The sequence below is a fragment of the Gemmatimonadaceae bacterium genome (assembly GCA_020846935.1).
In the GTDB taxonomy this organism is placed as follows: Bacteria; Gemmatimonadota; Gemmatimonadetes; order Gemmatimonadales; family Gemmatimonadaceae; genus RBC101.
This window is the reverse complement of sequence record JADLCY010000001.1, coordinates 380,303-405,320: the sequence shown is the minus strand read 5'-3', so window position 1 is coordinate 405,320 and position 25,018 is coordinate 380,303. Positions and strand designations below refer to the sequence as shown.

Sequence of the window (25,018 nt, the reverse complement as noted above, 5' to 3'; positions counted from 1 at the left end):
CCCGTCACACCCCGAACAATGAAAATGCTCGTCCTCGGCGCCGGCCTGCAGGGCTCGGCCTGCGCCTTTGACCTCTTGCAGAACGACGATGTCACCGAGGTACGGCTGGCCGACCTCCGTGTCGACCGTCTGCCCGCCTTCCTCGCGCCGTACATCGGCAAGCGCCTCGTACCCGTCCAGCTCGACCTGCGCGACAAGGCCGCCACACTGCCGCACATGCAGGCCTGCGATGCCGTGATGAGCGCCGCCCCGTATTACCTCAACCGCGACCTGGCGGAGTGGGCCATCGAGGGCACGTGCCATTTCTCGGACCTTGGGGGCAACACCGACATCGTCTTCGAGCAGAAGGCCCTCCACGATCGGGCCGTGGCTGCCGGCGTCTCGGTAGTCCCCGACTGCGGCGTGGCGCCGGGCATGGTGAACATCCTCGCGCAACACGGGATCGAGCGGCTCGACACGGTCGACGCCGTACGCATCTACGTGGGCGGACTGCCGCAGCACCCCGAACCCCCGCTCAACTACCAGATCGTCTATTCGCTCGAAGGCGTGCTCGACTATTACACCACCTTGTCGTGGATCATCCGCGACGGGCGGCGTACGCAGGTGAAGGCGCTGTCGGAGATCGTGCCGGTGGAGTTTCCGGCGCCGTTAGGCACGCTGGAGGCTTTTCATACGGCCGGCGGTCTGTCGACGCTCGGGTTCCGCTACGAGGGGAAGATCCCGACGATGGAGTACAAGACGCTGCGCTATCCTGGCCATGCAAAGATCATGGAAGCGATCCGCGATCTCGGGTTGCTCGACCTCGAGCCCATCAGGGTCAAGGGCGCAGAGGTGCGGCCTCGCGACGTCGCGGTCGCCGCGATGGGCCCGCGGCTGACGCGACCCGAAGGCCGGGACCTGGTGGCGCTGAGGGTCTCGGTCAGCGGGACGAAGGCGGGCAAGCCCGCAACCATCGAATGGAACCTCGTCGATCGGTATGATGAGCAGCACGGCATCTCCGCCATGATGCGCTGCACCGGCTACTCGCTGGCGATCACGGGCCTGATGCAGGTTCGCCAAGAGGTTGCCGGACCTGGCGTACTCACGCCGGATGAGGCGATGCCCGGGGCCGCGTACATCGGAGAACTGGCCAAGCGGGGTGTGAGGCTTGTAGAGGCCGGTGTACGGGTGGGCGGATAGAGGGGTGTGGCAAGGCGGCTGCCGGCCGCGGCGCCGCTGCGCGCAAGCAGCACGGGGACTTCGCGTGAATGCGCGAGTCCCCGTTGCATTTCTTCACTCAGAAGGCGCACTCTCCGTCATCCATCCACACGTCGTGCGGACGTTAGGCTGCGCCCCTAGCGGGCAAACCCTGCCAGCGTCGCGCCAATGGCGTCGATCGTTTCGCGAGCGTTCCAGCGCTCGCTGCCGTTGTAGAACACCGTGAAGGCGAGAAGCTCGCCGCCGCGCGACGTCACATAGCCGCCGAGCGAAATCACGTCGTTGGTCGTACCGGTCTTGGCGTGGAGGTTCCGCTGGGCCGACGTGCCGACCATCCGCGATCGCAGCGTTTCGGAGGCGCCGGCGATCGGAAGCGACTCATGGAATTCGCGAGACCAGGGCGCGCGGTCGGCGTACATCAGGAGTTCGGTCAGGGCGCGTGGTGTGACGCGGTTCAGCGAGGAAAGCCCGCTGCCATCGGCGATGCTGATCCCTGCCGGCGTCGTTCCGGCGCGCTCGGCGAGGAGCGCGCGCAGCTGCTCGTTGCCAAGCCGTGCGCTGCCGACGATCGCGGGATCGCGCCCGCGGGCGGCGTCGCGCAGGAGCAGCTCGGCGAAGTGGTTGTCGCTTTCACCGTTCATCACGCGCGCGAGCTGCGCGATCGGCGGAGACGTGAGCGCGCCGACCGTGATCGCCTGCGCCGGCGCCGTGCCGAGCCGAACTTTGCCCGCGACGTCGATGCCCGCGTCCTCCAGCGCCTGCCTGAACGCGGCCGTCGCAAAGGTCGCCGGATCTTCGACGACCACGGTGTACACGCGCGTCTCCGAGCGTTTGCCGATCCAACCGGAGACCACGATCGTGCGGTCCGAGCGCCGGCTCACGACCAGCCTGGCGCTGCGGCTGGTGCCCGTGACACGTGCGTTGTTCACCACCGGGAATCCCGCGAGGCCGGGATGCAATGACACGGTCGGGCGTGTTCCCTTGCCCGGCGCGACGGCTACGTGCAGGAGGTTTGCGTTGAGCGAGAGCGCGGACACGCGCGCGGCATAACTCGCGCCCAGGTAGCGGGAGAGCCAGCCATCGGGGATGCGTTGGTTCTCGAACGCTGACGCGTCGCCGACGACGTCGCCTGTCACACGTCGGATGCCGGCGTTCGCGACCATCTGGGCGAGCGCTCGCATGGGTGACTCCGGCGACCCGCCGAGGAAGCGGCCGGCGAGCGCAGGGTCACCACCGCCTCGCAAGACCAGCGAGCCGCGCAGCGTGCCGTCGGCGTCCAGCGATCCATCGCGAAGGACTTCGGTGACGATCTGGTGATGAACGCCGAGTCGCTCGAACGCGAGTACCGTGGTGAACAGCTTTTGCGTGGACGCCGGCCTGAGTGGTTGATCGGCGTTCCGGCCAAACAGCGTATCGCCTCGCGAGACCGACGTCACGAGGACGCCCCAGGTGCCCTGCTTGACGCGCGCCTCGAGCAAACTGCCGAGGTCGCTGCGAAGGGCGGCGATGCCGAACGGCGTCGTGGCGACGAGGGGAGGAGGCGGGGGGCGTCGCGCCGCGCGCCGGGCCTTTGGTCGTGCCCGCGCGACGGTGCCGCGACGGACCACGCTGCGACTGCCACCGCCGGCATCGCTGGTCGAGGCCTGACCGCTCGACGGGGCGGGAAGGCTGACCAGGGCCAGCAACCCCGCGCAAAGCAGGGACCGGAGGTTCAGCGTCGCGACGCGGAGCGGGAGCATCCTTTGGGCCTGCCTCCTCGCGCCGCGCTCGTTGGCGACGCTACCTAGACCTTGAAGAATACACGCTTGCGGTACAGCCACCCGAGGATGCCTGCCCACACGAGGACGAAAGACACGGCGTACAGCAACGACGCCGGCCGCGGGGCGAGCCAACTCGCAAATCCGCGGTCGAAAATCACGCGCTGCAGGGGAACAGGAGCACCATCCACCGGGACCGTGATCAGTCCCATCAGGCGCGCCATCGCCCCCGACCCGAGGAACGCCACCATCGGGTTCATCCCGTACCAACGGAACGGAACGGTCCAACTCGTTATGCCTAACACATCGATGAGCCACGTGCAAGTCGCGAGCGCCACCGCCGCCATGCCGCCGGTGAAAAGCACGTAGCTGCTGGTCCACAGGCTCTTGTTGATCGGAAAGCCCCAATGCCACATGAGACCCGCAACCATCAGGATCGATCCCGCGCCGAACAGGCCCGTGAGCCGCTCGGACAATGGCCGCGGTTCGCCCAGCCAGCGCCCGGCGAGCACGCCAAGGACCACCGTACCCACGGCGGGCATCGTGCTGAGGAGCCCCTCGGGATCCCACGTGACCGAACTGCGCCACAGGTGCGAGCCGAACACCGCGCGATCGAGCCACGCCGCGAGTGACGCAGACGGGTCGTCGAGATTCTGCGGACCGAGCCCGTATCCCGGTACGGGTACGAGTGTCATGAGCGCCCAGTATCCGAGCAGCAGGGCGCCAAGGATCCCAACCTGCTGCCTCCAGGTAGTACGCCGCGTCAACAACGCGCCCGCCATGTACGCCAGTCCGATCCGCTGGAGCACGCCGGGAAAGCGCACGGTGGTGATGCGCGAGATCGGCCACCATGGAAACGACGCGAGCAACAGGCCGAAGAGGATGATCAGCGAACCGCGAACGAGCACCTGGCGCAGCAGCGCGGACTCGTCGTCGCCGCGCGCGCGCCGCGCCTCGAGCGACAGGTGTGTGGTTACGCCGACGATGAACAGGAAGAACGGGAAGATCAGGTCGGTCGGCGTCCAGCCATGCCACGTCGCGTGGGCCAACGGCGGATAGATGGCGCTCCAGGTTCCGGGATTGTTGACCAGGAGCATCCCCGCCACGGTGAGCCCGCGAAACACGTCGAGTGCGACGAGGCGTTCACGACGCGCGGGAGGCGCGGCAGCGGTCGCCCCCTCGAGTGGGCGATGGGAACGGGCAGGTTCGGAGGCGACCGCAGTGGCCATGCTTGGCAGGGTCAGGGGCGCGACGCGGCGTCGAGGGCTACGATAACGCCGGTGCGCGGCACGCCGCCACGCCACGGCTGAGTTCGGCCGCGTTCCCGGCCTTGGGCCCATGAACGATTGACCGCGACTCGCCCCGGTTCGCATTGTGGAGGAACCGCACGCGAGGAGTGGTCATGGGTCGGAATCGCACGATCAGCGAAGGAGTGCACGCCGGGCTCCTGGGCGCGGCCGTGGTCGCGCTGTGGTTTCTTGTCGTCGACGTCGTGGGCGGACGGCCCATGCACACGCCATTTGCGCTCGGTGAGGCTGTGCTCGCGGTGCTCGGGCTGCAGCGTGGTCAAGGCATGGTCGAGGTGGTCGCGCTGTATACGCTGATCCACGTCGTTGCCTTCACCATCGGTGGAATCCTCGTGGCGTGGATGGTCAACGCGTCGGATCGCGAGCCGTCCCACCTCGCAGGGCTGTTCCTGCTCTTCATCGCGTTCGAGCTGGGCTTTCACCTGTGCGTCTACGCGTTGTCGCGACGCGGCCAGTTCGTGGACATCGCGTGGTATCAGGTTGGCGTGGCCAACGTGCTCGCTGCGATCGCCATGGGTCGCTACCTCTTTCGCGCCCATCCGGGTGCGCTGCACCGGCTCGATGACGCCCTGGCGGGTCGAACCTGAGTTGCGCCTGATCGATCCAGGGCCATGACACCGTAGCCTTCGAGTTTCCAGCGTCGAACGAGAGCACCAGCCGGGCACTGGCCTGGAAGGCTCCTGCTCGATCTCGCCGGTGGGTGCAATGCACGGACGACATCGCGGCCCGGCTTCGACCGGAATCCGGTCTGAGGCTCACGCGCGCTGGCTGGCGGAAGCACAAAGGGACCCGACGCATGCGCATCGAGTCCCTTGTGCCTCTACGGTTTTCCGTCCCCTTCAGCGCGCCGGCTTCGTGTCAGCGGGTTTCGTGCTGCGCCGCCTACTTCCCCGAGAACTTCGCGAAGAGCAGGAGGAGGCCGAGGAGGGTCAGGATCGCGACGATCAGCGGCCCGGTGAAGAGCGCGCGGAACAGTTTGTGGTCGTACTTTAGGTGCATGTAGAACATGACCACCATCGCGAACTTCACGGCCGACATGGTCAGGAGGATCGGGACGAACGCACTCGACGCGACGAAGGACGGGATGTAGTAGGCCCACACTTCGGCGACCGTGATCAGCGTGAGCCACAGGGCGACCCACTTGTACTCCTTCCACGTCGGGTGGTAGTGCTCCGTTTCGTGCGCAGCCATGGGGCTCAGTCCGGAATGAGGTAGAGGAGCGTGAAGATCGCGATCCACACGACGTCGACAAAGTGCCAGTACAGCGCGGCGATGTCGACGTTGAGCGCGTCCTTGGGTCCGAGGCCGCGCCGGTAGTCGATGGCGAGGAGCGAGCCGAGCCAGATCACACCGGCCGTCACGTGCGCGCCGTGGAAACCGGTGAGGGTGAAGAACGTGGATCCGAAGAGGTTGGTCCGGATCGTCAGGCCTTCGTGCACGAACGAGGTGAACTCGTAGGCCTGGAAGGCGAGGAACGTTGCGCCGAGGATGCAGGTGGCCCACAGCCAGAGCTTGGAGGAGGCCAGCATGCGGTCGCCGAGGCCGGCGTTGGCCGGGACGGGCGTGTCCTTGTTCTCCACCGCCGCGAGGGCGAGCACCATCGCGAGCGACGACATCAGGAGCACGAACGTCGACGCCGACGTGATCGGGATGTTCAGGATCGGCTTGAACACCTGACCCGTCGTGGGGTTGGTCCACGGCGTGTGCGGGAACGGCCCGACGAGGCTCCGTCCCTTGTAGATGAGGTACGTGGAGATGAGGGACGCGAACAGCATGCACTCCGACCCGATGAAGGCCCAGACGGCGATCTTCCGGTGATCGAGGCCGGTGGTCGTGTAGTGATGGTGTTCGCCGTGGGCACCGTGCGTGGTAGCGGTCACGTCAGGAATTGCTCCGGGCGAAAGAGAGAGTCAGGGGTGGCAAGCATGCCTAGTGGTGCTCCTCGAGCGGGGTCGTGAGCCAGGCGTAGAGGAAGCCGACGAGCATCGCGGCTCCCGCTGCCATGCCGGCGTACCCGGCCGACTTGTTGTGCGGCCACACGAGCAGGCCGGTGAACATGACCACGATGCCGAGGGCGGTCCACAGCGGCTTGATCGTGGCCGACGGCATGGGAATACCAAGCTCCTTCGCCGTGCGACGCTCGGTCTCGATATGCATCTCGGCGATGTCGCCCAGGTCATCGTGCCCCGCCACGTGGTGCTCACCGGTGTGACGCTCGGCGGCCTTCCAGCCCTCGTCGGAGTGTGGCAGATCCTTCGTACGGTCCGGGTGCGTGAGATCCCACAGCGGGTACCGCGAGTGCACCACCGGGATCCTGGCGAAGTTGTACTCCGGCGGCGGTGACGGAATCGACCACTCGAGCGTGGCTGCGTCCCACGCGTTGGCCGGCGCCGGCGCGCCACCGCGCTTGGACGTGAAGAAGTTGTAGACAAAGATCAGGGTGGCCGGCATCAGCAGGAACGCGCCGACCGAGGAGATCATGTTGAACGTATCCCAGCCCTGGCCGGCATCGTACGTGTAGATACGGCGAGGCATGCCGAGCATGCCGCTGAAGTGCATCGGGAAGAACGTCAGGTTCATCGCGATGAAGTTCAGCCAGAAGTGCCAGGTGCCGAGGCGCTCGTTCATGTAGCGGCCGTACATCTTCGGGAAGTAGTGATAGATCCCGGAGAAGATGCCCATGATCGCACCGCCGAAGAGCACGTAATGGAAGTGCGCGACGATGTAGTACGTGTCGGTCTGTTGCAGGTCGGACGGCGGCGAGGCGTGGGTGATGCCGGAGATGCCGCCGATGGTGAAGAGCGCGATCAGGCCGATGGCGAACTTGGTCGCCGCGGTGAAGCGGATCGAGCCGCCCCACATGGTGAAGATCCAGTTGAAGATCTTCACGCCGGTGGGGATGGCGATCAGCATCGTCGTCAGGCCGAAGACCGTGTCGGCGATCGGGCCCATGCCCACCGAGAACATGTGGTGCGCCCAGACGCCAAAGCCGAGGAAGCCGATCAGGATACCGGAGTAGGCCATCACCGGATAGCCGAAGAGCGGCTTCTTCGAGTTGGTCGGGAGCACCTCGGAAACGAGGCCGAACGCCGGCAGGATGAGGATGTAGACCTCGGGGTGACCGAAGATCCAGAACAGGTGCTGCCAGAGGAGCGGATCGGCGCCGGCGGAGACCTGGTAGAAGTTGGTCCCGAAGAAGCGATCGAACTGCAGGAACACCAGCGCGATCGTGATGACCGGGAACGCGAGGATGATCAGGAACTGCGTGACGAACGACATCCACGTGAACATCGGCATGCGCATCAGGTTCATGCCCGGCGCACGCATGTTGATCACCGTCGTCGCAAAGTTGAACGCGGCGGCCAGCGACGAGATACCGAGGATCTGGATGCCGAGCACCCAGAAATCCATGTTGATGCCCGGGGAGTACGTGCGCGACGAAAGGGGTGCATAGGCGAACCACCCGCCGTCCGGGGCTACCCAGAACAGGATCGGCGCGGTGATGAAGATGCCGCCGAACACGTAGACCCAGTAGCTGAACGCGTTGAGCCGCGGGAACGCCACGTCCCGCGCACCGAGCTGCAGCGGGATGAGGTAGTTGAAGAATGCCGCCGACAGCGGCATGATGGCGAGGAACACCATCGTCGTGCCGTGCATCGTGAACAGCTGGTTGAACTGCTCCGCGGTCACGAGCGTCTGGTTCGGCTTCATCAACTGCCAGCGCATCAGTACGGCCTCGAGGCCGCCGATGATGAAGAACAGGAGCGAGGTGTGGAGGTAGAGCGTCCCGATCTTCTTGTGATCGGTCGTCGTCAACCACGCCATGATCCCTTCCTTCTCACCGGTCGCGTGGCCGGCGTAGGTGGGGGATGCTGCGACGGTAGCCATATGGGTCAGGTCTGGGGCGAGTGGGAGAGTGGGCGGACGGTCAGGGCGAGCCGCGGGTGAGTTCCACCCGCGATCCGCCCGGTCCGCCCTATTTCAGCGTTCTCAGGTACGCCACGACGTCGGCGATCTGTTCGTCGGTCAGGCCGCCGACACTCACCGTCATCTTGAGGACCGGGTCGAACTGACCCTTGCCCAGTGCCTGCATCTTCGCGCCCGGCTTCATGAGCGGCGCGTTCTTGATCCAGTGCGCCAGATGCTTTGCATCGTTGGGGAAGAGCCCCGCGGCGATGGTGTGCCGCGACGCGATGTGCGTCAGGTCAGGCCCCAGGATGCCGAGGGCCGAGCGGTTGCCGCGGATCTTGTGGCACCCGATGCACGCCGAACGTGAGAACGTCTCGAAGCCGCGCTGCGCATCGCCAGCGGCGATCACGGCGTCGCTGATGGTGAGACCGGCAGGCAGCGGCGTCGCCGGTACGTTCCACGCGCCCAGGCGATCGACCGGGAACTCGAAACCGGACGAGACAGGCGCAGGCGGCGCCACCGGCGCGGGAGCGGCCTGTGCGGCGGGCGTCGGGTTGCTCGCGGGCACCGCCGGCGTCGTGGCCGACGTCGCTGGCGCCGGCGGAGCGATGGGGAACACCGCGTTCGCCGCCTGGTGGCGCGCCCAGCTCTCGAAGTTCTCCGCCGACACGGTGTAGGCGCGGAACTTCATGTTCGCGTGGCTCGAGCCGCAGTACTCGTTGCAGCTGCCGTTGAAGGCGTTCTCCCCGGTAGAATCCGGCGTGAACCACAGATGGTTGGTGCGGTTCGAGATCAGGTCGCGCTTGCCGCCAAGGGCCGGCATCCAGAACGAGTGAATGACGTCTGCCGTGCGCAGCTCGAAGTTCACCGGACGGCCGATCGGCATGTACAGCTCGTTGGCCGTCACGAGGTTGTATTCCGGATACCGGAACTCCCACCACCACTGGTGCCCGATCACCTGCACCTGCAGCGCATTGGTCGGCGCTCCGGTCTGGTACTTCCAGATCCCGCGCACGGTCGGCACCGAGATGATCGCCAGGATGACGATCGGGAGCACCGTCCACGTGATCTCCATCAACGTGCTCCCGTGGACGTGCTTCGGATCGGGCGAACCGGGTCGCCGACGATACCGCACGATCGCGACGACGAGAATCACCTCGACCACCACGAACACGATCGTGCCCCAGAACAGCATGCTGTTCCAGATGCTGGTCAGGTCACGGTTGAACTCCGTCGTTGGAAGAAACGTGGAGTTCGGGTAGTTGCCGCCACACGCGGCAGCCAGGAGGAGCAGCGCCGGCAGCGCGACGCCTGCGAGCTGACGCGGTCGAAAATTCCGTGTCATTCTCTATCCGGAGGGTGGGGGGTGGGAGCCGTCGCAACGCGACGGGACTCCCAGGGAAAAACCGCCTGAAACTACCGGTGGAACAGAACGCAATCAAGCTTGCCTGGAGCTTTCTGCCCGTTGGCCAGCAACGACTTAGCACGCCATCAGCGCGCCACGGGCGCGCGATCGCGTCGTGCCCACGGACCGTCACGGCCCTGGCTTGGCGTCATCCGCCGCGTGTTGCTCATCCACCTTGGCCACGGCGATCTCCAGGGCCGTTCGGATCTGGGCCACGTACTCTCGGAGCGATCGAAGCCGCGTCTGGTCGCTCCCGCCGCGCGTGAGCACGAGCAGCAACGCCGCCACCTGATCGGCAATCATGCCGAACTGCGCCTTGAGCGCTCCCACCAGCGGCGTGGCCGCCCGCGTGATCTGCTGCCGGAACTGCGCCGTGTCCTGTCGCGATCTCACGGCCAGCGCCATGCGCTCGACGATACCATGGACCCGCTGCAGGTGAGCCAGCGCGACTTCCAGCGTCTGCATCTTGGCCAGGCCCGCCCCGTCGAGCTTCTTCACCGACCAACCATCGATGCCGGGTTGAGCACTTCGTCGAGTTTCTCGCGCGTCATCAGGTTCCTCCCGATGACCACGTCGTAGACCCCGCGGCCGCTCGTCAGCGCCTCCTTGGCCACGCCGGTCGCCGTCTCGTAGCCCAGCACAGGCACCAGGGCGGTCACAATGCCGATCGACTCCTCCACGAATCGCTTGAGCCGGTCGGGGTTGGCCGTGATGCCGTCCACGCACCTGGTCCGCAGCACGTCGCACGCGCTCACCAGACTCTCGATGCCCTTGAGCAGCCGGTAGGCGATCACGGGCTCGAACGCGTTCAGCTGGAACTGCCCCGCCTCGGCGGCCATCGTGACCGTCATGTCGCCCCCGATCACGTCAAAGCACACCTGATTCACTACCTCGGGGATGACGGGGTTCACTTTCCCCGGCATGATCGACGATCCGGGCTGCATCGGCGGCAGGTTGATCTCGCCGAGCCCCGCGCGCGGCCCCGACGAGAGCAGTCGCAGGTCGTTGCAGATCTTGGAGAGCTTGACGGCGCAGCGTTTGAGCACGCCGCTCAGCTGAACGAAGGCCCCGGTGTCCGACGTCGCCTCCACGAGGTCCGGCGCGGTGATCAACTCGATCCCGGTCACCGCCGAGAGGTGCTTGCGCACCGACTCGGTGTAACCCGGCGGCGCGGTGATGCCGGTACCGATCGCGGTCGCGCCCATGTTGATCTCGCGGATGAGCGAGAGCGCTTCGCCGAGTCGGTCGACGTCCTCGAGCATGGTGTGCCCAAAGGCCGCAAACTCCTGGCCCAGGGTCATGGGCACGGCGTCCTGCAGCTGCGTGCGACCCATCTTGAGGAGGGGCGCGAACTCCGCTCCCTTGGTCTTGAACGACTGCGCCAGCGTGCGCGTGGCCAGGCGCAGCCGCTCGATCGCGCCGTAGAGCGCCAGCCGCACCGCCGTGGGATACACGTCGTTGGTGGACTGGCTCAGGTTGACGTGCTCGTTCGGGTGCAGGTGTTCGTAGTCGCCGCGACGGTGCCCCATGAGTTCCAGCGCGCGGTTCGCGATCACCTCGTTGCCGTTCATGTTGGTTGAGGTGCCCGCGCCACCCTGGATCACGTCCACCAGGAAGTGCTCGTGATGGCGGCCGGCGCGGATCTCCCGCGCAGCGTCGACGATCGCGCGACACCGCACATCGTCCAACAGCCCCAGCTCGGCGTTGGCCAGCGCGGCCGCTTCCTTCACGGCGGCAAGCGCCTCGACCAGCGCGGGCAACTCGCGGATCGGCGTTCCCGTGATCGGAAAGTTCTCGAGCGCACGCAGCGTCTGCACGCCATAGAGCGCGTCGTCGGGAACCTCCCGCGTGCCCAGAAGATCCTTTTCCTGTCTCGATCGCGAGCCACCAAAGCCGAGCACGCGCCCGCGGCCCACCAACGTGGCGTCGGTGGCCGCGAGGCGTCGCGAGATCGCGCGCGCGGCTCGGCCAACCAGCGCTGCGTAGAGCTGCGGGTGATCCTTCACGATCCCCTGGACCTTGGCCTTTGTCAGGACGTACGCGGTGGTGGCCTGGAGGACGCGCGCCGTGGTTCCATGCGGCAGTTCGTCGAGCAGGATCCCTTCACCGACCGCTTCGCCCACGCCGACCGTCACGAGCCGCATCGGGCGATCGCTGACGGCCTTCTCCACGGCGACCGCGCCGTCGACCAGCAGGGCCATCAGCTCGCGTGGTGCACCCTGCTGGAATATCAGGTCATTCGAGGCATACTGCCGACGCTCGACGTGCTGGGCCAGCTGATGGATCGCGGTGTCGGTGAAGCCGCTGAGGAAGTCGAGCTGGCGGAGGTGTTCGCGAATACTGGAGGGCACGCAGGAGACCGACGGCTGAGGGGAAGGTGAAGGTAGTTTCGGGCTCTCGGGGTCGCGAGCGCGGCGCCAGCGAGCTGTACCACGCTCAGGGCAGCGGTCGATCGTCGCGAAGGCGAGGTTGGGACTGCAGTCGCCCGACCCGCTCGACCTCGACCGCGATGGCGTCGATGGCTTGCTCGATGCGCTCCATGCGCGGGTCCGTGGCACCCGTTGGCGCGTGCTGACCGGGGAGCCAGCCAGCGGCTCGCCAGGTGCGCGCGAGCGGCGCGTCGGTGGGAATCATCTCGGCGTGGCCGCAGATCGGACAGGCTCGGCGTCCCTGGGTGTAGCGCCAGGCGAGGTAGACGACCCCTGGAACGACGAACGCGCAGGCCAGGGCGAGCGCGATCCAGTTGGACCCCTGCCGCGGCGGATTCGGAGCGTCGGTGCCGCAGTGAGTGCAGAGCCAGGAAGCCACGAAAAAGGACGTTGGAGGGAGTGCGGGTGCCCGGGTGACGGACGGTAATCGGTCGGGGGCACGCGGGCATCGCTCGATGCACGCCGGTCACGCCGGAGGCCCCGCGTGGCCCGGCCTTTCGGCCGGGCCACGTTGCCGCCGTGCGCTATTGCAGGACACGGTTGCCTAACGTGTACCGGGTGAGCCAGGCGTGTTCGCGCCGGATCTTGTCGATCTGGTGGTAGTACTCGCCCAGCCCGTGGCCTTCGCGCGGGTAGAACACGAGGTCCACGGTCTTGCCGCGGTCCTTGAGGTTCCGGAAGTACTCCATGGGCTGGCCAATCGGCACGCGTTCGTCATTGCCGCCGTGGAGCATGAGCAGCGGTGTGGTCACCTTCGATGCGTACTGGATGGCGGAGCGCGAGCGGTAGAACTCGAGGGACTTGTTGGTCAGCGATCCATCGAGCTGAGGCATGCCGTCGTAGAAGGTTCCGATGTAGCCGGGGATGTCCGTCGTGCCATACATGCTTTCCATGTTCGCGAGGCCGGCGCCCATCATGGCGGCCTTGAACCGTCCGGTCTGTGACACGACCCAGCCGGTCATGTAGCCGCCGTAGCTCCAGCCGGTGACGGCGAGGCGCGTGGAGTCGGCGATGCCGCGCTTCACGAGGGCGTCGACGCCGGCCATGATGTCGCGGTAGTCACCCGCGCCCCAGTCCTTGATGTTGCCGCGCATGAACGTCTCGCCGTACCCGGTGCTGCCGCGCGGGTTGGGGTAGAGCACGGCCCATCCCTGGCCCGCGTAGAACTGACCGGGCGAGGCCCAGCTGGCCTTGAAGCCATTGGTATGCGCGCCGGTGGGGCCGCCATGGACGTCGACCTTGAGCGGATAGCGCGTGCCGGCCACGTACCCGACCGGCTTGAGCAGCACGCCCTCGACCGTCCAGCCGTCGGGGCTCTTCCAGGTGACGACTTCGTGTTCACCCAGCGCGATCTGGGCGAGCTGCGGATTCACGGTGGTGAGTCGTCGCGGTTCGGCGAACGACGCGTCGGTCACGTAGACGTCGGCGGGCGAGGCCGGCGAGTCCATCGCAAAGGCCACCGTGCGCTCGTCGTCCGAGAACGATGGGGCGCGCACCAGGCGCTCGCTCGTCAGGCGGCGATACCGCCGCGTCGCCGGTGCGTATTCGTAGACGCTCGAATACACGTGCTCCTGCACGCCGAGGAACAACCGGGTGCCGTCCTTCGACCATCGGATCGCGCCCACGGAGTTGTCGAGCGACGGGTCCGCGGCGCTTCGCGCAGCCTTCGAGGCGATGTCGTACAGGTAGAGCACCGTGTTGCGGAGCGAACGGGGGTACATCCCATCGGCGTTGGGCTTCCAGTCTTCGGTGATCGCGCCAAAGGCGAGCGTGCGCCCGTCGGGTGACCAGGTCGGCGTGCCCTGCATCGTCGAGTTGGGGGCCGTCGCGATGCGCTCGGTCGCCTTCGTCGCCACGGTCACGATCCAGCCCTCCCGTCGCTCGTCGCGGATGAGCGTGGTGGGGCGCGCGAGGTAGGCGAGGCGCGTGCCGTCGGGGGACCACGCCGGGGTTCCGGCCACGGTGAAGTCCCCGGTGGTGACCTTCGTGGCCTTCTTCGTGCCGACGTCGATCACCCACGCGTGCGACATGCGCATGTCACCCTCGTATACCTTCGGATCATCGCGGCGTCTGGTCCGGGCCTCGGCGTCGCGGGTGAGCGAATCCGTGGTGAGGTACACGATCGACTTCGAGTCCGGCGACCACGCGTAGCCCGTCGCACCGTCCCGCGCGGTGGTGAGCTGGAAGGCCTCGCCGCCATCGGCGTGCATGAGCCACACCTGCGGTCGCGGGCCGTCTTCACCGGTCGCGGTCCCGCGTGCGGTCACGAACGAGATGAACCGGCCGTCGGGCGACCATTGGGGAGCGCTCTCGCCTCGTTCGCCAAATGTCAGTTGCCGATTGTTTGTGCCGTCGCGCTGCACGATCCAGACGTGCGAGCGCATGTCGTGACGGTCTCCCTTGCTGGTGTCGCGAGCGGCCGGATGCTCCCAGGCGCTGATCGTATAGAGGATGCGGGATCCGTCCGGCGACACTTGCACCGCGCCCACGTTCCTCAGGTCCATGATGTCGTCGATCGACATGGGGCGTTGCGCGCGCAGGGGCGCAGCGAGCAGGGCGACGGCGAAGAAGCCGTACGCGAGACGCGGAGACATGGCGGGCTCCGAGGAGGCGAAAGGGTGAATGGATGAGTATGAGCGCCGCTCACACACTTGGCGAGGGCGCAGCTGGCAACCGTCGCCGCATCACGAGGGTGTCGTGCTCCTCGTGCAGCAGATGGGAGACGCGAACTGCAGGAGAAGAAGACTGCGCACCAGGTTGCTCCCTCGTGGTGTCATCCGGGCACACCCGACCATGCGGGGCCAGAGGTCTGGCACGGGTGCGGCTGGCGCCTAGCTTCCTGTCGTTCGCCGGGTTCGAACTCCACCATCCCGTTCACTCCACCCCGTCATGCGTCGACTGCCCCTGCTCGCCGTGCTCGTGTGTGCCATCGCTCCTGCGGCGCTGGCCCAGGGCCGCCAACCCATCGGCACCTCGAGCCCCACCCTCACGCCGGCCATCCGCGTCGGCAACCTCGTGTACGGATCGGGTCAGCTCGGCATGAGCCGCGACAACCCCGACACCACGATCCAGGGCCAGACGCGGCTCGCGCTCGAGAACATCAAGCGCGTGTTCGAACAGGCCGGCACGACGACGGCGAACGCGGTGAAGTGCACCGTCTTCCTCACGGACGTGAAGGACTTTGGCGGCATGAACGAGGTCTATCGCACCTTCTTCCCGGCGTCGCCGCCCGCACGCTCGACGGTCGTCGTTGCGGCGCTCGTGGTCCCCAACGCGAAGGTCGAGATCGAGTGCACGGCTGCCATGCCGTGAGCGGCATCGCGCGGCGCGCGCGGGTGAGCGGTCGTGAGCAAGCGCCGCAGGCCCTTTCACCCTCGCGGCGCACCATACGTGCGCTCCACCGTCTCGCCGCGCTGGCGTTTCTTGCGCCGGCGCTGGCGGCGTCGCAGGGGGCGCGGCTTCCATCGAGTGCCCTGCGCGAGGATCTCGCCGCGTTTCGTGCGATCATCGCAGGCGACAAGGCGTACACGGCCGACGCGCGTGGCCAGGTCCAGCGTCGACTGGCCGTCCTCGAGGCGGCGCTGGACACGGTATCAGTGGCGTGGTTCGAGCTGGAACTGACACGCCTCGTCGCACTGGCCGACAACGGTCACTCCAACGCGCAGGCAGCGAGTCGGTCCACGCGCTTCAACCGGATCGCGCTCCGTCTGACGCCGCTGGGCGACGGCTTCCATGTACTCCGCGCCCGGGGACCGCTCGCCGACCTTCTGGGCGCACGCCTCGTCGCCATCGACGAGCGAGGCGTGGATGAGGTGCGCCACATCGTGCACACGTTGACCGGTGGCACCGACGGGTGGCGAGACCGGTTCGTGCCCTACGCGTTCGAGAGTCCACAGCAGTTGCACGCCCTGGGCGTCGCGCGTGAGCCGGGCGCGGCCACGTACCGCTTTGCGCTCGGCGATGGTCGCCTCGTCGACCGTCGTCTCGTCGCTGATGCTCCCGACGCGAACCGGCCGCGCAACGGAACGGCGCGATGGATGTTCCCCGACGTCGCGCTGCCCAACGAGGGACCGGGCTGGCGCTCACTGCTGGCGCGCGAGGCGGCGCCGTGGGCGTTGCAGGACATCGGCGAACCCTTCCGCTGGCGTGAAATCCCCGAGTTGCACGCGGTCCACATCGAGCTCCGGCAGACGGCCAACGCACCGGGCCGGCCAATTGCCGAGTTTCTGGCCCGCGTGGAGTCTGAGATCCGACAGCGCAAGCCGACCCATGCGATCGTCGATCTCCGCATCAACGGCGGCGGAGACCTCAACACGACGCGAGCCTTCATGATGCGGCTGCCGAGTCTGGTGCCCGGGCGCATCTTCGCCCTCACGAGCCCGTACACGTTTTCTGCGGCGATCTCCGGCCTCGGCTACCTCGAGCAGGCAGCTCCGGATCGCGTGACGATCGTGGGCGAGCTGGTGGGCGACCGATTGATGTTCTTCGCCGAGGGCGGTTCGGCGACGCTGCCAAACACCGGCATCGTGATCGGCCGTGCGACCGAGCGACACGACTACGCGACCGGGTGCCGCCCCTTTCCGGATTGCCACCCATCCGTGGTGCAGCACGCGATCGCGGTGAAGTCGCTGGCTCCCGACATCGTGGCACGATGGACGATCGAGGTGTACCGCGCCGGGCGCGATCCCGGCCTGGAGGCGATCGCGGCGATCCTGCGCTGATCCGCGTCCGCTGGCGCGTGACTCGTTGCCCGACGATCCCCTCGCCTACGGCACCACCGGGCGTGGCTCGATTTTCACGACCCAGAGCCCGGTCACCATGTCGTTCACGAACGCGAGCCCGTTCTTCACCACCACGCCCCACGTGAAGGCCTTGTTCGGCACCACGCCGTTGGCGTCGGCGGGACGAAGTTCGGCGATGGTGCGCCCCTGAGCCTTGAGGTCGCCGCGCAGCTCGCCGCTCACGTCGAAGGCGTGGAAGCCGCCGTTGTATGCACCCAGGTACAGCGTGTCACCTTCGGCCCAGACGTTGTGCACGCCGCCGTATTCAGGTTCGTACCAGGCCACGGCCTTCGGTCGTTCGATGTCGCTCACGTCGATCACCTGCAGTCGGCCGTAAGCGCGGATGTTGGCCACGTCCCACGTGCCGGTCGGGGCATAGGGCGGGAACACCTCGTCGGCGATGAAGACGTAGTTGCGGTGCCGCCACGCGGTGTGTGTCCCGCTGATGAAGCCGGGCCCGTAATCGGCCGCGGCGCCGGGGTAGAGCGCTTCGGAGTTGTAGCGGTAGTTGCTGATCATCACCGGGCGGGATGGGCTCCCGCCCTTCATCCCGTTCCCGACGTCGAGGATGACGAGTCCGTCGCTCCAGTAACTCACGTAGGCGATCCCGTCCTTCACGTCGACGTCGTGCAGGGAGCGCCCGGCGCGCGTATCCCGGGACTGCCACGTGCCCACGCGCCTGGGGTGCATCGGATCGTTGATGTCGATGATGTCGAGTGATCCGGTGCCGCTGTTGGTGAGGTACACGTGCGTGCCGTGCTTTGGCTGCGTGTACACGAACGCCGAATGCACGCCGGCGGTCACGCCGTCCGTGAACTCGGCGACGGGCCTGGGGTGTGCCGGATCCGCCGTCGAGGCGATGACGATGCCGTTCTTCCGATCCGCGGCCTGCTCGCGTGTGAACACCATCCATTTGCCGTCGGCCGTGGTCATGATGTCGTTCATCGACCGGGAATTGGCCATGATCGAGTCGGTCACGACCGGGCTCGCGGGGTTGCTGATGTCGATCGCGTAGATGCGGTCGCCGCCGAGCGTCGTGCCGAGGTAGGCGTGCCGGCCATCGGGATGGATCCAGACTTCGCTGGAGTAGAACGCGGTGCGGGGCAGGCGGCCCACGACGGTGGACTGGCGCCGCACGTCGCGCGCCGTGAGTGTCACCACGGAGGCCGCGTCGCGCGAGCCCAGGCCTGCGGTCACCAGGTAGCGGCCGGGCACGTTGCCGACGAAGGCGCCGTCGGTGTCGATGGTGCCCTGGCCGGGTGACATCGACCACGTCGGCGTCAGACCGGTGATGGTCGCGCCGCGGGCGTCACGTGCAATCAGCGAGAAGCGCACCACGTCGCCCTGCCTCGCGGTCACGTTCCGCGGCGTGAGTTCCACGGTCACCCCGGTCGCCGTGAGCACTTCGACGGGCAAGCTCGCGCTGGCCGTCCCGGCGCGCACGGTGAGCATGGTTCGGCCCGCACTAACCGCATGGAGCAGTCCATCGACCATGGTGGCGACGCGCGGGTTGGCGCTGGTCCACGTGAGCGCATCGGTGCGCGCGTCTCCGCTGGCCGTCAGGGGCGTCGCCTCGACGTGCACCTTCTGCCCGACGAGCAGCCGGGTCCGCGCAGGAGCCAGCACGATCCTGGTTGTCGCGCCCGGCGTGATCCGCACTTCCACCTTCTCGGCGTAGGGGCGCCCCGTTGGCGTGGTCGCGGTGATCGAGAGCGGGATGGTCCCCGGGGAACCGGCGCGCACCCAGCCCAGGGAGTCCACGCTACCCTGCATGCGTCCGCCCTGCACGATGAAGCGGATCGTTGCGGGTATCACGCGCCCAGTTTGGTCGAGCGCCTCGACCACGAGTCGGAGCGAGTCGCCAACGGCGACCGATCGCGCGGCGGGCATGATGCGCAACCGGGACACCCCCTGCGCCGCAACCGGCGATGCCTGGACGAGAAACGGGACCGCGAGCACGAGCGAGAGACGGCGAGGGAACATGGAGTCTCGTGGTGAGGGCGTGCGAGGTCGGTGCAGCGCTGGTCCTGCCTAACGATCGGAGGCGTCGAGCGGAACGAGCGTGGTGTGCCGCGAGCCGTCGGCGTACGTGACGTCGAGGCCGACGAAGGCGGCCGGGGAAGGGAGTCGTCGCAGCGCGAACGTGACCCGCGGGCGCGCGGCCGAGACCGGCCGGGCGACCACCGAGTGATGGAGCGAGTCGGCGAGATAGAGCCGAGCCGCCCGCACCGGGCGCACCGGGCCGCGCCACGTCACCTGCAACGAGTCACCAGGGGTTCGTTCAAGGCGCATGACGCCGGCGCCACCGTCGCCGCCGCGTCCGATCATCACGCTGCGCGCCCGCGTGGGGTCGTAGGGAATCGGCGGCGGCGCAGGACGCTCGGCGCGCGCTGCCGGCGCCGGGTAGTACACGGGGACCGGCACGGGATACGGAACCGGCTGCGGTGCCGCCTGGTACGTCGTGCCGACCACGACCGGGTACGACCATCCTCCACCGACCGCGTACCCGCGGCGGAGGTCATCGACGTGCGGTGACCGTGGCTCATGTCGCGGCGGCGGGGGAGAAGGCAGCGTCACGCCGATGGGCCCGGCCGGCGGTGGCGGCCCCACGATTCGGCCCTGCGCACCGAGCGCGGCGGGCAGCAGCACGACCGCGAACGCCGCGCCGAGGTGATGGAGTGAAGACATGGCCCGCTCCGCGAGAGATACTCCAAACCTCGGGAGCGTGGAGCTGCGCAGCAAGGGTGGCGGGCCGGGACTGGCGATGAGAACGCGTGGTGGCGAGCGTTCAGGCGCGTCCCGTCCCCGATCCCGAGGAGTCATCGTGTCCATCAATCGTCGAGACTTTCTGTCCGCCGGCGCCACCGCCGCCGCTGGTTTTGCCGTGGCCTCGCCATGGGGAGAGTCCACTCCAATTCCGGCGCCCGCGCCGGCAGGTCGGCCGGTGGTCATCGCGTCGACCAACGGGCTTCGCGGCGTCAGGCTCGCCTACGATCGCATCGTGGCCGGCGATGACACGCTGGACGCGATCATTGCCGGCGTCAACATCCAGGAACTCGACCCGGACGACCAGTCGGTCGGACTCGGCGGACTGCCTAACGCCGACGGCGTCGTGCAGCTCGATGCGTCGTGCATGCACGGACCCACGCGCCGCGCGGGGTCCGTCGCCTGCCTCGAGGACATTGCCACGCCATCGCTGGTGGCGAAGGCCATCATGGACTACACCGATCACATCATGCTGGTCGGTCGTGATGCACGCCGATTCGCGATCGACATGGGGTTCAGGACCCAGAACCTGCTCACCGAGAAGAGCCGGCAGGACTGGCTGCGCTGGAAGGCCAGGCTCAACGCGAGCGACTTCTGGCTCGACCACGACGACGACGTGCGGATCAAGTTCCACACCGGCACCATCAACATGAATGCCGTCAGCGCCAGCGGCGACATCTCGTCGGTGACCACGACCAGCGGCATGAGCTGGAAGATTCCGGGTCGGGTGGGCGATTCCCCGATCATTGGCGCCGGCCAGTATTGCGACAACACGGTCGGTGCCGCCGGGTCCACCGGCCGCGGCGAGGCGAACATCAAGGTGTGCGGCGCCTTCCTCGCCGTGGAACAGATGCGCATGGGGAAGACGCCGGAGCAGGCGCTCATGTACACGATGGAGCGGGTCATCGCCATGACCGAACGGCGCCTGCTCGACGACCGGGGCCGACCGTTCTTCGATCTCAGCTTCTACGCCGTGGCGAAAGACGGCACGTTCGCCGGTTCCTGTGCCTACGAAGGCGGGACGTTCTCCGTCTGTGACGCGTCGGGCGCTCGCGTCGAGAAGGCCGTCTACCTGTACAAGGACAGCGAACGACCGCGCGGGCCGGTCAACGGGCGCAAGATGCCCTGATCGTGCGCCGCCCCGGTACGCGTCAGGCGGGGACGGGTTCGGCCGATGGAGGGGCGCTGCTGCCCGTCGATGCGGGCGGCATGGCTCGATCGATCCTGACGTCGGGCAGGGCCGCCGCGGCGCGCGCCGTGCTCCTGCCTAACGAATGCGCGGCCGCGATCAGGTCCTGCGCGCGCGCCACCTGGGCGCTGCCGGCCACCCGGGCGTCGCGCGACGCCTGGGCGAGGGTCGCAAGGGTCGCCGCCAACTGGTCCAGGCGCGCACCGGTGGGGCCAAGCGCTGCCGACGGCGACACATCGCTGACCGCTCTCGACGCCGGACTGTCCAGCGCGCGCAACTCGGTCACTGCGGTCCGGGTCCGGTCCACCGACTCGCGCGTCCGGCGCGCGAGAGCGAGGGTATCGCGCGAGGCCTCCTGAGCCACCTCTGCGCGGGCCAGCAGGTCGCGCAGGAGTTTCTCCGTCCGGTCCGCGGCCTCGGACGAACTCCGGGCCAGGCGGCGAACCTCCGCCGCTACGACGCCGAATCCGCTGCCCTGCTCACCAGCGCGGGCGGCCTCCATTGCCGCGTTGAGCGAGAGGAGCTTCGATTGGCGCGCCATCTTGCGAACGAGCGCCACGAACTCCTGCACGTCCTCCACCGCCCGGCCGAGACTGGTCAACTCCGTCGCGGTGGTGGCGAAACGTGACGTCAGTTCATCGAGGGACTCCGACGCGTCGCTCAGCCCCGACGCGGCGCTCACCCCAAGGGTCTCGAGCCGCGCGGCGTGATCGCGACGCGTGCGCAGGTCGGCTTCGACCTGCGCGATTCCCTGGGCGACGCCGCTCAACTCCTCCTGCAGCGTGCGCGCCATCTCCATCGCGGCGCCAGCCTGTTCACTCACGCTCCCACCCTGCTCGGCGGTGCGTTGCGCCGCGACGTGCGCAACGCTGCACTGGGACGCGAGTTCCTCGGCACGTAGCGCAGATTCGCGCGTCGCGCTCCCCACCGTGCCGAGCGTCCCGCGAAGCGCCGAGATCGCGCGCTGTGCCGCGGCGGCCGCGGGCTGAAGCTGGTGCGATGCCGCGGCCGGAACGTCGAGGCCGAGATCGCCGTCGGCCGCCGCTTCGAGCGCCGCGCGCAGGACGGCGACGTCGTCGGAAATACGCGCGGGCGTGGCGGCGCTGAGCACCGCCGCGCCAACCATCATCGCGGCTCCGAACGCGGTGGCGCCGATCGCGACGAGCGTCCACGCGTCGGCGTGGATGAGCTGACGACTGGCATACCAGCCACCGACGACCAGCAGAACGGCGCCGACCCCGCCAATCGCGAGGGTCACGGTGGAGGCAGAAGCCCCCGGCTGCGGTGGTTGAGACGGCAACGTACCTCCGGAACGACGCGACGAATGCTCCTCGGAGGACGACCCAGGGGTCATGCGGGTAAGGCGCTCCGCGCCATCGGCTCGCGCCGAGGCCGCGGAGTCCCGTGTGACGGAGAGGAGCGTACTCCCGGCACGGTGTTGACCCCTGCCTCGATCATCCCGCGGATCCCTGTGGCACAACAGGGCGTCGCCCGCTCGATCCGCCCGAGGTGCGGCGGCCCCTGCTGCCAGCGACCTCCCCGTTCCTGTCTGCATAAGCCCTTGCGGCAACGGCGGATGCCTCGGTGTTGCTAGATTCTCCTGAGCGAGCGGCCACCGGCGCGGTGGCCGGCAGGGCGCGACTCGCAGCTTCACCCCACCCAGACAGCGCATGCATACCCCGGAGCCTGCGAGCCTCTCCCACGGGTCCATCGACGACGGATATCGACCGGCGACGGTCGAGGCCAAGTGGCAGGCACGATGGCGCGAACGCGGGACGGACCGCACGGACCTCCAGTCCGGCAAGCGTCCGTTCTACGCCCTCATGATGTTCCCGTATCCGTCGGCGGAAGGTCTGCACGTCGGGAACCTGTTTGCCTTCACCGGCAACGACGTGTACGCGCGCTTTCACCGACTCCAGGGTCACGAGGTCTTCGAGCCGTTCGGGTACGATGCGTTCGGCATCCATTCCGAGAACTACGCGCTCAAGGTCGGGATGCACCCGATGCGGCTGATCCCGCGCAACATCGCGAACTTCCGCCGTCAGGTGGAGCGCGCGGGGCTCATGATCGACTGGCGGCATGAGGTCGATACCACGGACCCGTCGTACTACAAATGGACGCAGTGGGTCTTTCTCCAGCTCCACCGCCACGGGCTTGCCTACAAGAAGAAAGCGGCTGTGAACTGGTGCCCGAGCTGCAAGACCGTCCTGGCCAACGAGCAGGTGGTGGGCGGGGCGTGCGAGCGGTGCGGCACCACCGTGGAGCAGCGCGTCCTCGAGCAGTGGTTCTTCCGCATCAGCGACTACGCCGGGCGTCTGCTCGACAACCTCGCGAAGATCGACTGGTCGGAGACCACCAAGACCGCGCAGCGCAACTGGATCGGGCGCTCGGAAGGGGCTGAGCTCGTGTTCAGGGTCGAGGGCACGCCGCACGCCATCCCGGTCTTCACCACGCGGCCCGACACGGTGTTCGGTGCGACCTACATGGTGATTGCGCCGGAGCACCCGCTGGTCGAAGCGTTGACGACGCCAGCGCAGCGCGCCGATGTCGATGCGTATCGCGCGAAGGCCGCGCGGCAGGATCTCGTGACACGCAAGGTGAATCGGGAGAAGACCGGCGTTTTCACCGGGAGCGTCGCGACGAACCCGGCAACGGGCGCACCCATCCCGATCTGGATCTCCGACTACGTGCTCATGGAATACGGCACCGGCGCGATCATGGCGGTGCCGGGCCACGACGAACGCGACTTCGAGTTCGCCGCCGCGTTCGGGCTGCCGATCGTTCGGGTCGTGGCCGGTCCGGGAGAAGACGGCGCGACGCCGCTCGCCGGAGCGCGGGTCGAGACCGACGGCGGACACCTGGTGAACAGCGGCGCGTTCGACGGCCGCACCGTCGACGACGGCAAGCGCGAGATCATCGCGTGGCTCGAGGAGCGCGGCGCGGGAAAGGCGCTCGTGAACTATCGCCTGCATGACTGGTGCATCTCGCGGCAGCGCTACTGGGGTCCACCGATCCCGATGATCAACTGCGACGCGTGCGGGCCGCAGCCGGTGCCGGAGTCGGACCTTCCGGTGCTGCTGCCGGACATCGAGGACTATCGGCCGGACGACTCGGGCATCTCGCCGTTGGCGCGGCACGCCGAGTGGTATCACGTGCCGTGCCCGCGCTGTGGCGGACCGGGGCGGCGCGAGACCGACGTGTCGGACACGTTCCTCGACAGTGGCTGGTACTTCCTGCGCTATCCCAGCGCCACGCGCGATGACGTGGCCTTCGACCGCGAACTCACGCGCCGTTGGCTCCCGGTCACGTCGTATATCGGCGGGAACGAACACGCCGTGCTGCACCTGCTCTACTCGCGGTTCATCACCATGGTGCTGCACGACATGGGGTATCTGGACTTCGAGGAGCCCTTCACGCGCTTCCGCGCCCACGGCCTGATCATCAAGGACGGGGCCAAGATGTCCAAGACGAAGGGCAACGTCGTGGTGCCGGACACGTTCATCGACCGGTGGGGCGCGGACGCTTTTCGCACGTACCTCATGTTCCTTGGTCCGTACGAGGAAGGCGGAGATTTCCGCGATGCCGGCATCAGCGGCGTCAGCCGGTTCCTCGATCGCCTCTGGCTGGCGGCCACGCAGTGCCACGGCGATGGCGCGCCTGACGAGCCCGTGATGCGCAAGTTGCACCAGACGATCCGCAAGGTCGGCGCCGACATTCCAAAGCTCGGGTACAACACGGCAATCGCCGCGCTCATGGAGTACATGAACGTGTTGCGAAAGGGAGAGCGACGGCCACACCGCGCCGAGGTGGAACCGGTGATCCAGATGGTGGCGCCGTTTGCGCCGCACATCGCCGAAGAACTCTGGGAACGCCTTGGGCACGATACGAGTGTGTTCGACGGCGGATGGCCGGCGTACGACGACGTGCTGGCGCGCGACGCCTCGATCGAGCTTGCCGTGCAGGTGAACGGCAAGCTCCGTGGGACGCTCACCGTCGGAGCGCAGGTGACGCAGGAGGAGGTGGTCGCGCTGGCTCTGGCGGATGCCGGGATCGCCCGATTCCTCACCGGCCCGATCCGAAAGACCGTGTTCGTGCCGGGTCGACTGCTGAGTCTGGTGGTGTAGCCGCTGATTCTGGTGGTCGGGCCGCGCGACGTCCTCGAAAGCTGCGCCAGGTTCGAGGAGTCCGCTGCCGCGCGGGTGGCCCCGGAACCATCTTGCGTTTTCGGGCCATGCGGGCAGGCCGTCGGTCCGAAGGTGGTACAGGTGCCGTTTGGCA

General features: G+C 67.7%; 19 protein-coding genes. 6 read left to right on the top strand and 13 right to left on the bottom strand.

What is annotated here, in order from left to right; translation table 11 throughout:
- Window positions 1-18 precede the first annotated feature (18 nt).
- Window positions 19-1,179, top strand: coding sequence for a saccharopine dehydrogenase NADP-binding domain-containing protein (locus tag IT361_01720; GenBank protein ID MCC6316380.1), 1,161 nt, complete (start codon window positions 19-21; stop codon window positions 1,177-1,179).
- Between the two features lie 155 nt (window positions 1,180-1,334).
- Here IT361_01720 and dacB read toward each other — a convergent pair whose 3' ends face one another.
- Both dacB and IT361_01710 read right to left on the bottom strand, forming a co-directional pair.
- On the bottom strand, window positions 1,335-2,936 hold the full coding sequence (dacB, locus tag IT361_01715; protein ID MCC6316379.1) for a D-alanyl-D-alanine carboxypeptidase/D-alanyl-D-alanine-endopeptidase: 1,602 nt from the start codon (window positions 2,934-2,936) through the stop codon (window positions 1,335-1,337).
- A gap of 44 nt (window positions 2,937-2,980) precedes the next feature.
- A complete protein-coding gene (locus tag IT361_01710; GenBank protein MCC6316378.1) occupies window positions 2,981-4,183 on the bottom strand; it encodes a DUF5009 domain-containing protein in 1,203 nt (400 codons plus the stop codon).
- Window positions 4,184-4,356: 173 nt separating this feature from the next.
- On the opposite strand from IT361_01710, the gene IT361_01705 reads away from it, so the two are divergent.
- On the top strand, window positions 4,357-4,848 hold the full coding sequence (locus IT361_01705; protein ID MCC6316377.1) for a hypothetical protein: 492 nt from the start codon (window positions 4,357-4,359) through the stop codon (window positions 4,846-4,848).
- A 295-nt stretch (window positions 4,849-5,143) separates the two neighbouring features.
- Here IT361_01705 and IT361_01700 read toward each other — a convergent pair whose 3' ends face one another.
- From IT361_01700 to IT361_01665, 8 genes are all read right to left on the bottom strand, one after another.
- The gene (locus tag IT361_01700; protein ID MCC6316376.1) at window positions 5,144-5,452 is read right to left on the bottom strand and encodes a cytochrome C oxidase subunit IV family protein; all 309 of its coding nucleotides are present in this window, start codon (window positions 5,450-5,452) and stop codon (window positions 5,144-5,146) included.
- Between the two features lie 5 nt (window positions 5,453-5,457).
- The gene (locus IT361_01695) at window positions 5,458-6,141 is read right to left on the bottom strand and encodes a cytochrome c oxidase subunit 3 (protein ID MCC6316375.1); all 684 of its coding nucleotides are present in this window, start codon (window positions 6,139-6,141) and stop codon (window positions 5,458-5,460) included.
- Window positions 6,142-6,190: 49 nt separating this feature from the next.
- Window positions 6,191-8,149 carry a cytochrome c oxidase subunit I gene (gene ctaD / locus IT361_01690; protein MCC6316374.1) on the bottom strand — a complete coding sequence of 653 codons (1,959 nt, stop codon included), beginning with the start codon at window positions 8,147-8,149 and terminating at the stop codon, window positions 6,191-6,193.
- Between the two features lie 88 nt (window positions 8,150-8,237).
- On the bottom strand, window positions 8,238-9,515 hold the full coding sequence (gene coxB, locus IT361_01685) for a cytochrome c oxidase subunit II (GenBank protein MCC6316373.1): 1,278 nt from the start codon (window positions 9,513-9,515) through the stop codon (window positions 8,238-8,240).
- A 189-nt stretch (window positions 9,516-9,704) separates the two neighbouring features.
- A complete protein-coding gene (locus IT361_01680) occupies window positions 9,705-10,073 on the bottom strand; it encodes a hypothetical protein (GenBank protein ID MCC6316372.1) in 369 nt (122 codons plus the stop codon).
- The gene (locus IT361_01675) at window positions 10,070-11,719 is read right to left on the bottom strand and encodes an aspartate ammonia-lyase (GenBank protein ID MCC6316371.1); all 1,650 of its coding nucleotides are present in this window, start codon (window positions 11,717-11,719) and stop codon (window positions 10,070-10,072) included. The genes IT361_01680 and IT361_01675 overlap by 4 nt, the downstream gene beginning before the upstream one ends.
- Window positions 11,720-12,011: 292 nt before the next feature.
- On the bottom strand, window positions 12,012-12,383 hold the full coding sequence (locus IT361_01670; GenBank protein MCC6316370.1) for a hypothetical protein: 372 nt from the start codon (window positions 12,381-12,383) through the stop codon (window positions 12,012-12,014).
- 145 nt (window positions 12,384-12,528) lie between these two features.
- The gene (locus IT361_01665; GenBank protein MCC6316369.1) at window positions 12,529-14,598 is read right to left on the bottom strand and encodes a S9 family peptidase; all 2,070 of its coding nucleotides are present in this window, start codon (window positions 14,596-14,598) and stop codon (window positions 12,529-12,531) included.
- A gap of 295 nt (window positions 14,599-14,893) precedes the next feature.
- Here IT361_01665 and IT361_01660 point away from each other — a divergent pair, with 295 nt between their 5' ends.
- The gene (locus IT361_01660) at window positions 14,894-15,316 is read left to right on the top strand and encodes a RidA family protein (GenBank protein ID MCC6316368.1); all 423 of its coding nucleotides are present in this window, start codon (window positions 14,894-14,896) and stop codon (window positions 15,314-15,316) included.
- Entirely contained in the window at window positions 15,313-16,725 is a 1,413-nt protein-coding gene (locus IT361_01655; protein ID MCC6316367.1) for a hypothetical protein, read from the top strand. The genes IT361_01660 and IT361_01655 overlap by 4 nt, the downstream gene beginning before the upstream one ends.
- Window positions 16,726-16,770: 45 nt before the next feature.
- On the opposite strand, the gene IT361_01650 is transcribed toward IT361_01655, so the two are convergent.
- Together IT361_01650 and IT361_01645 are read right to left on the bottom strand one after the other, a co-directional pair.
- A complete protein-coding gene (locus tag IT361_01650; GenBank protein MCC6316366.1) occupies window positions 16,771-18,768 on the bottom strand; it encodes a hypothetical protein in 1,998 nt (665 codons plus the stop codon).
- Window positions 18,769-18,816: 48 nt separating this feature from the next.
- On the bottom strand, window positions 18,817-19,473 hold the full coding sequence (locus IT361_01645) for a hypothetical protein (protein MCC6316365.1): 657 nt from the start codon (window positions 19,471-19,473) through the stop codon (window positions 18,817-18,819).
- A gap of 136 nt (window positions 19,474-19,609) precedes the next feature.
- Here IT361_01645 and IT361_01640 point away from each other — a divergent pair, with 136 nt between their 5' ends.
- Window positions 19,610-20,680, top strand: coding sequence for a N(4)-(beta-N-acetylglucosaminyl)-L-asparaginase (locus tag IT361_01640; protein MCC6316364.1), 1,071 nt, complete (start codon window positions 19,610-19,612; stop codon window positions 20,678-20,680).
- A 22-nt stretch (window positions 20,681-20,702) separates the two neighbouring features.
- Here IT361_01640 and IT361_01635 read toward each other — a convergent pair whose 3' ends face one another.
- Window positions 20,703-21,998: a methyl-accepting chemotaxis protein gene (locus IT361_01635; protein MCC6316363.1), complete on the bottom strand. Its 1,296-nt coding sequence runs from the start codon at window positions 21,996-21,998 to the stop codon at window positions 20,703-20,705.
- A 412-nt stretch (window positions 21,999-22,410) separates the two neighbouring features.
- On the opposite strand from IT361_01635, the gene IT361_01630 reads away from it, so the two are divergent.
- Complete coding sequence (locus tag IT361_01630; protein MCC6316362.1) at window positions 22,411-24,864, top strand: leucine--tRNA ligase; 2,454 nt, start codon at window positions 22,411-22,413, stop codon at window positions 24,862-24,864.
- The last annotated feature ends 154 nt before the right edge of the window (window positions 24,865-25,018 follow it).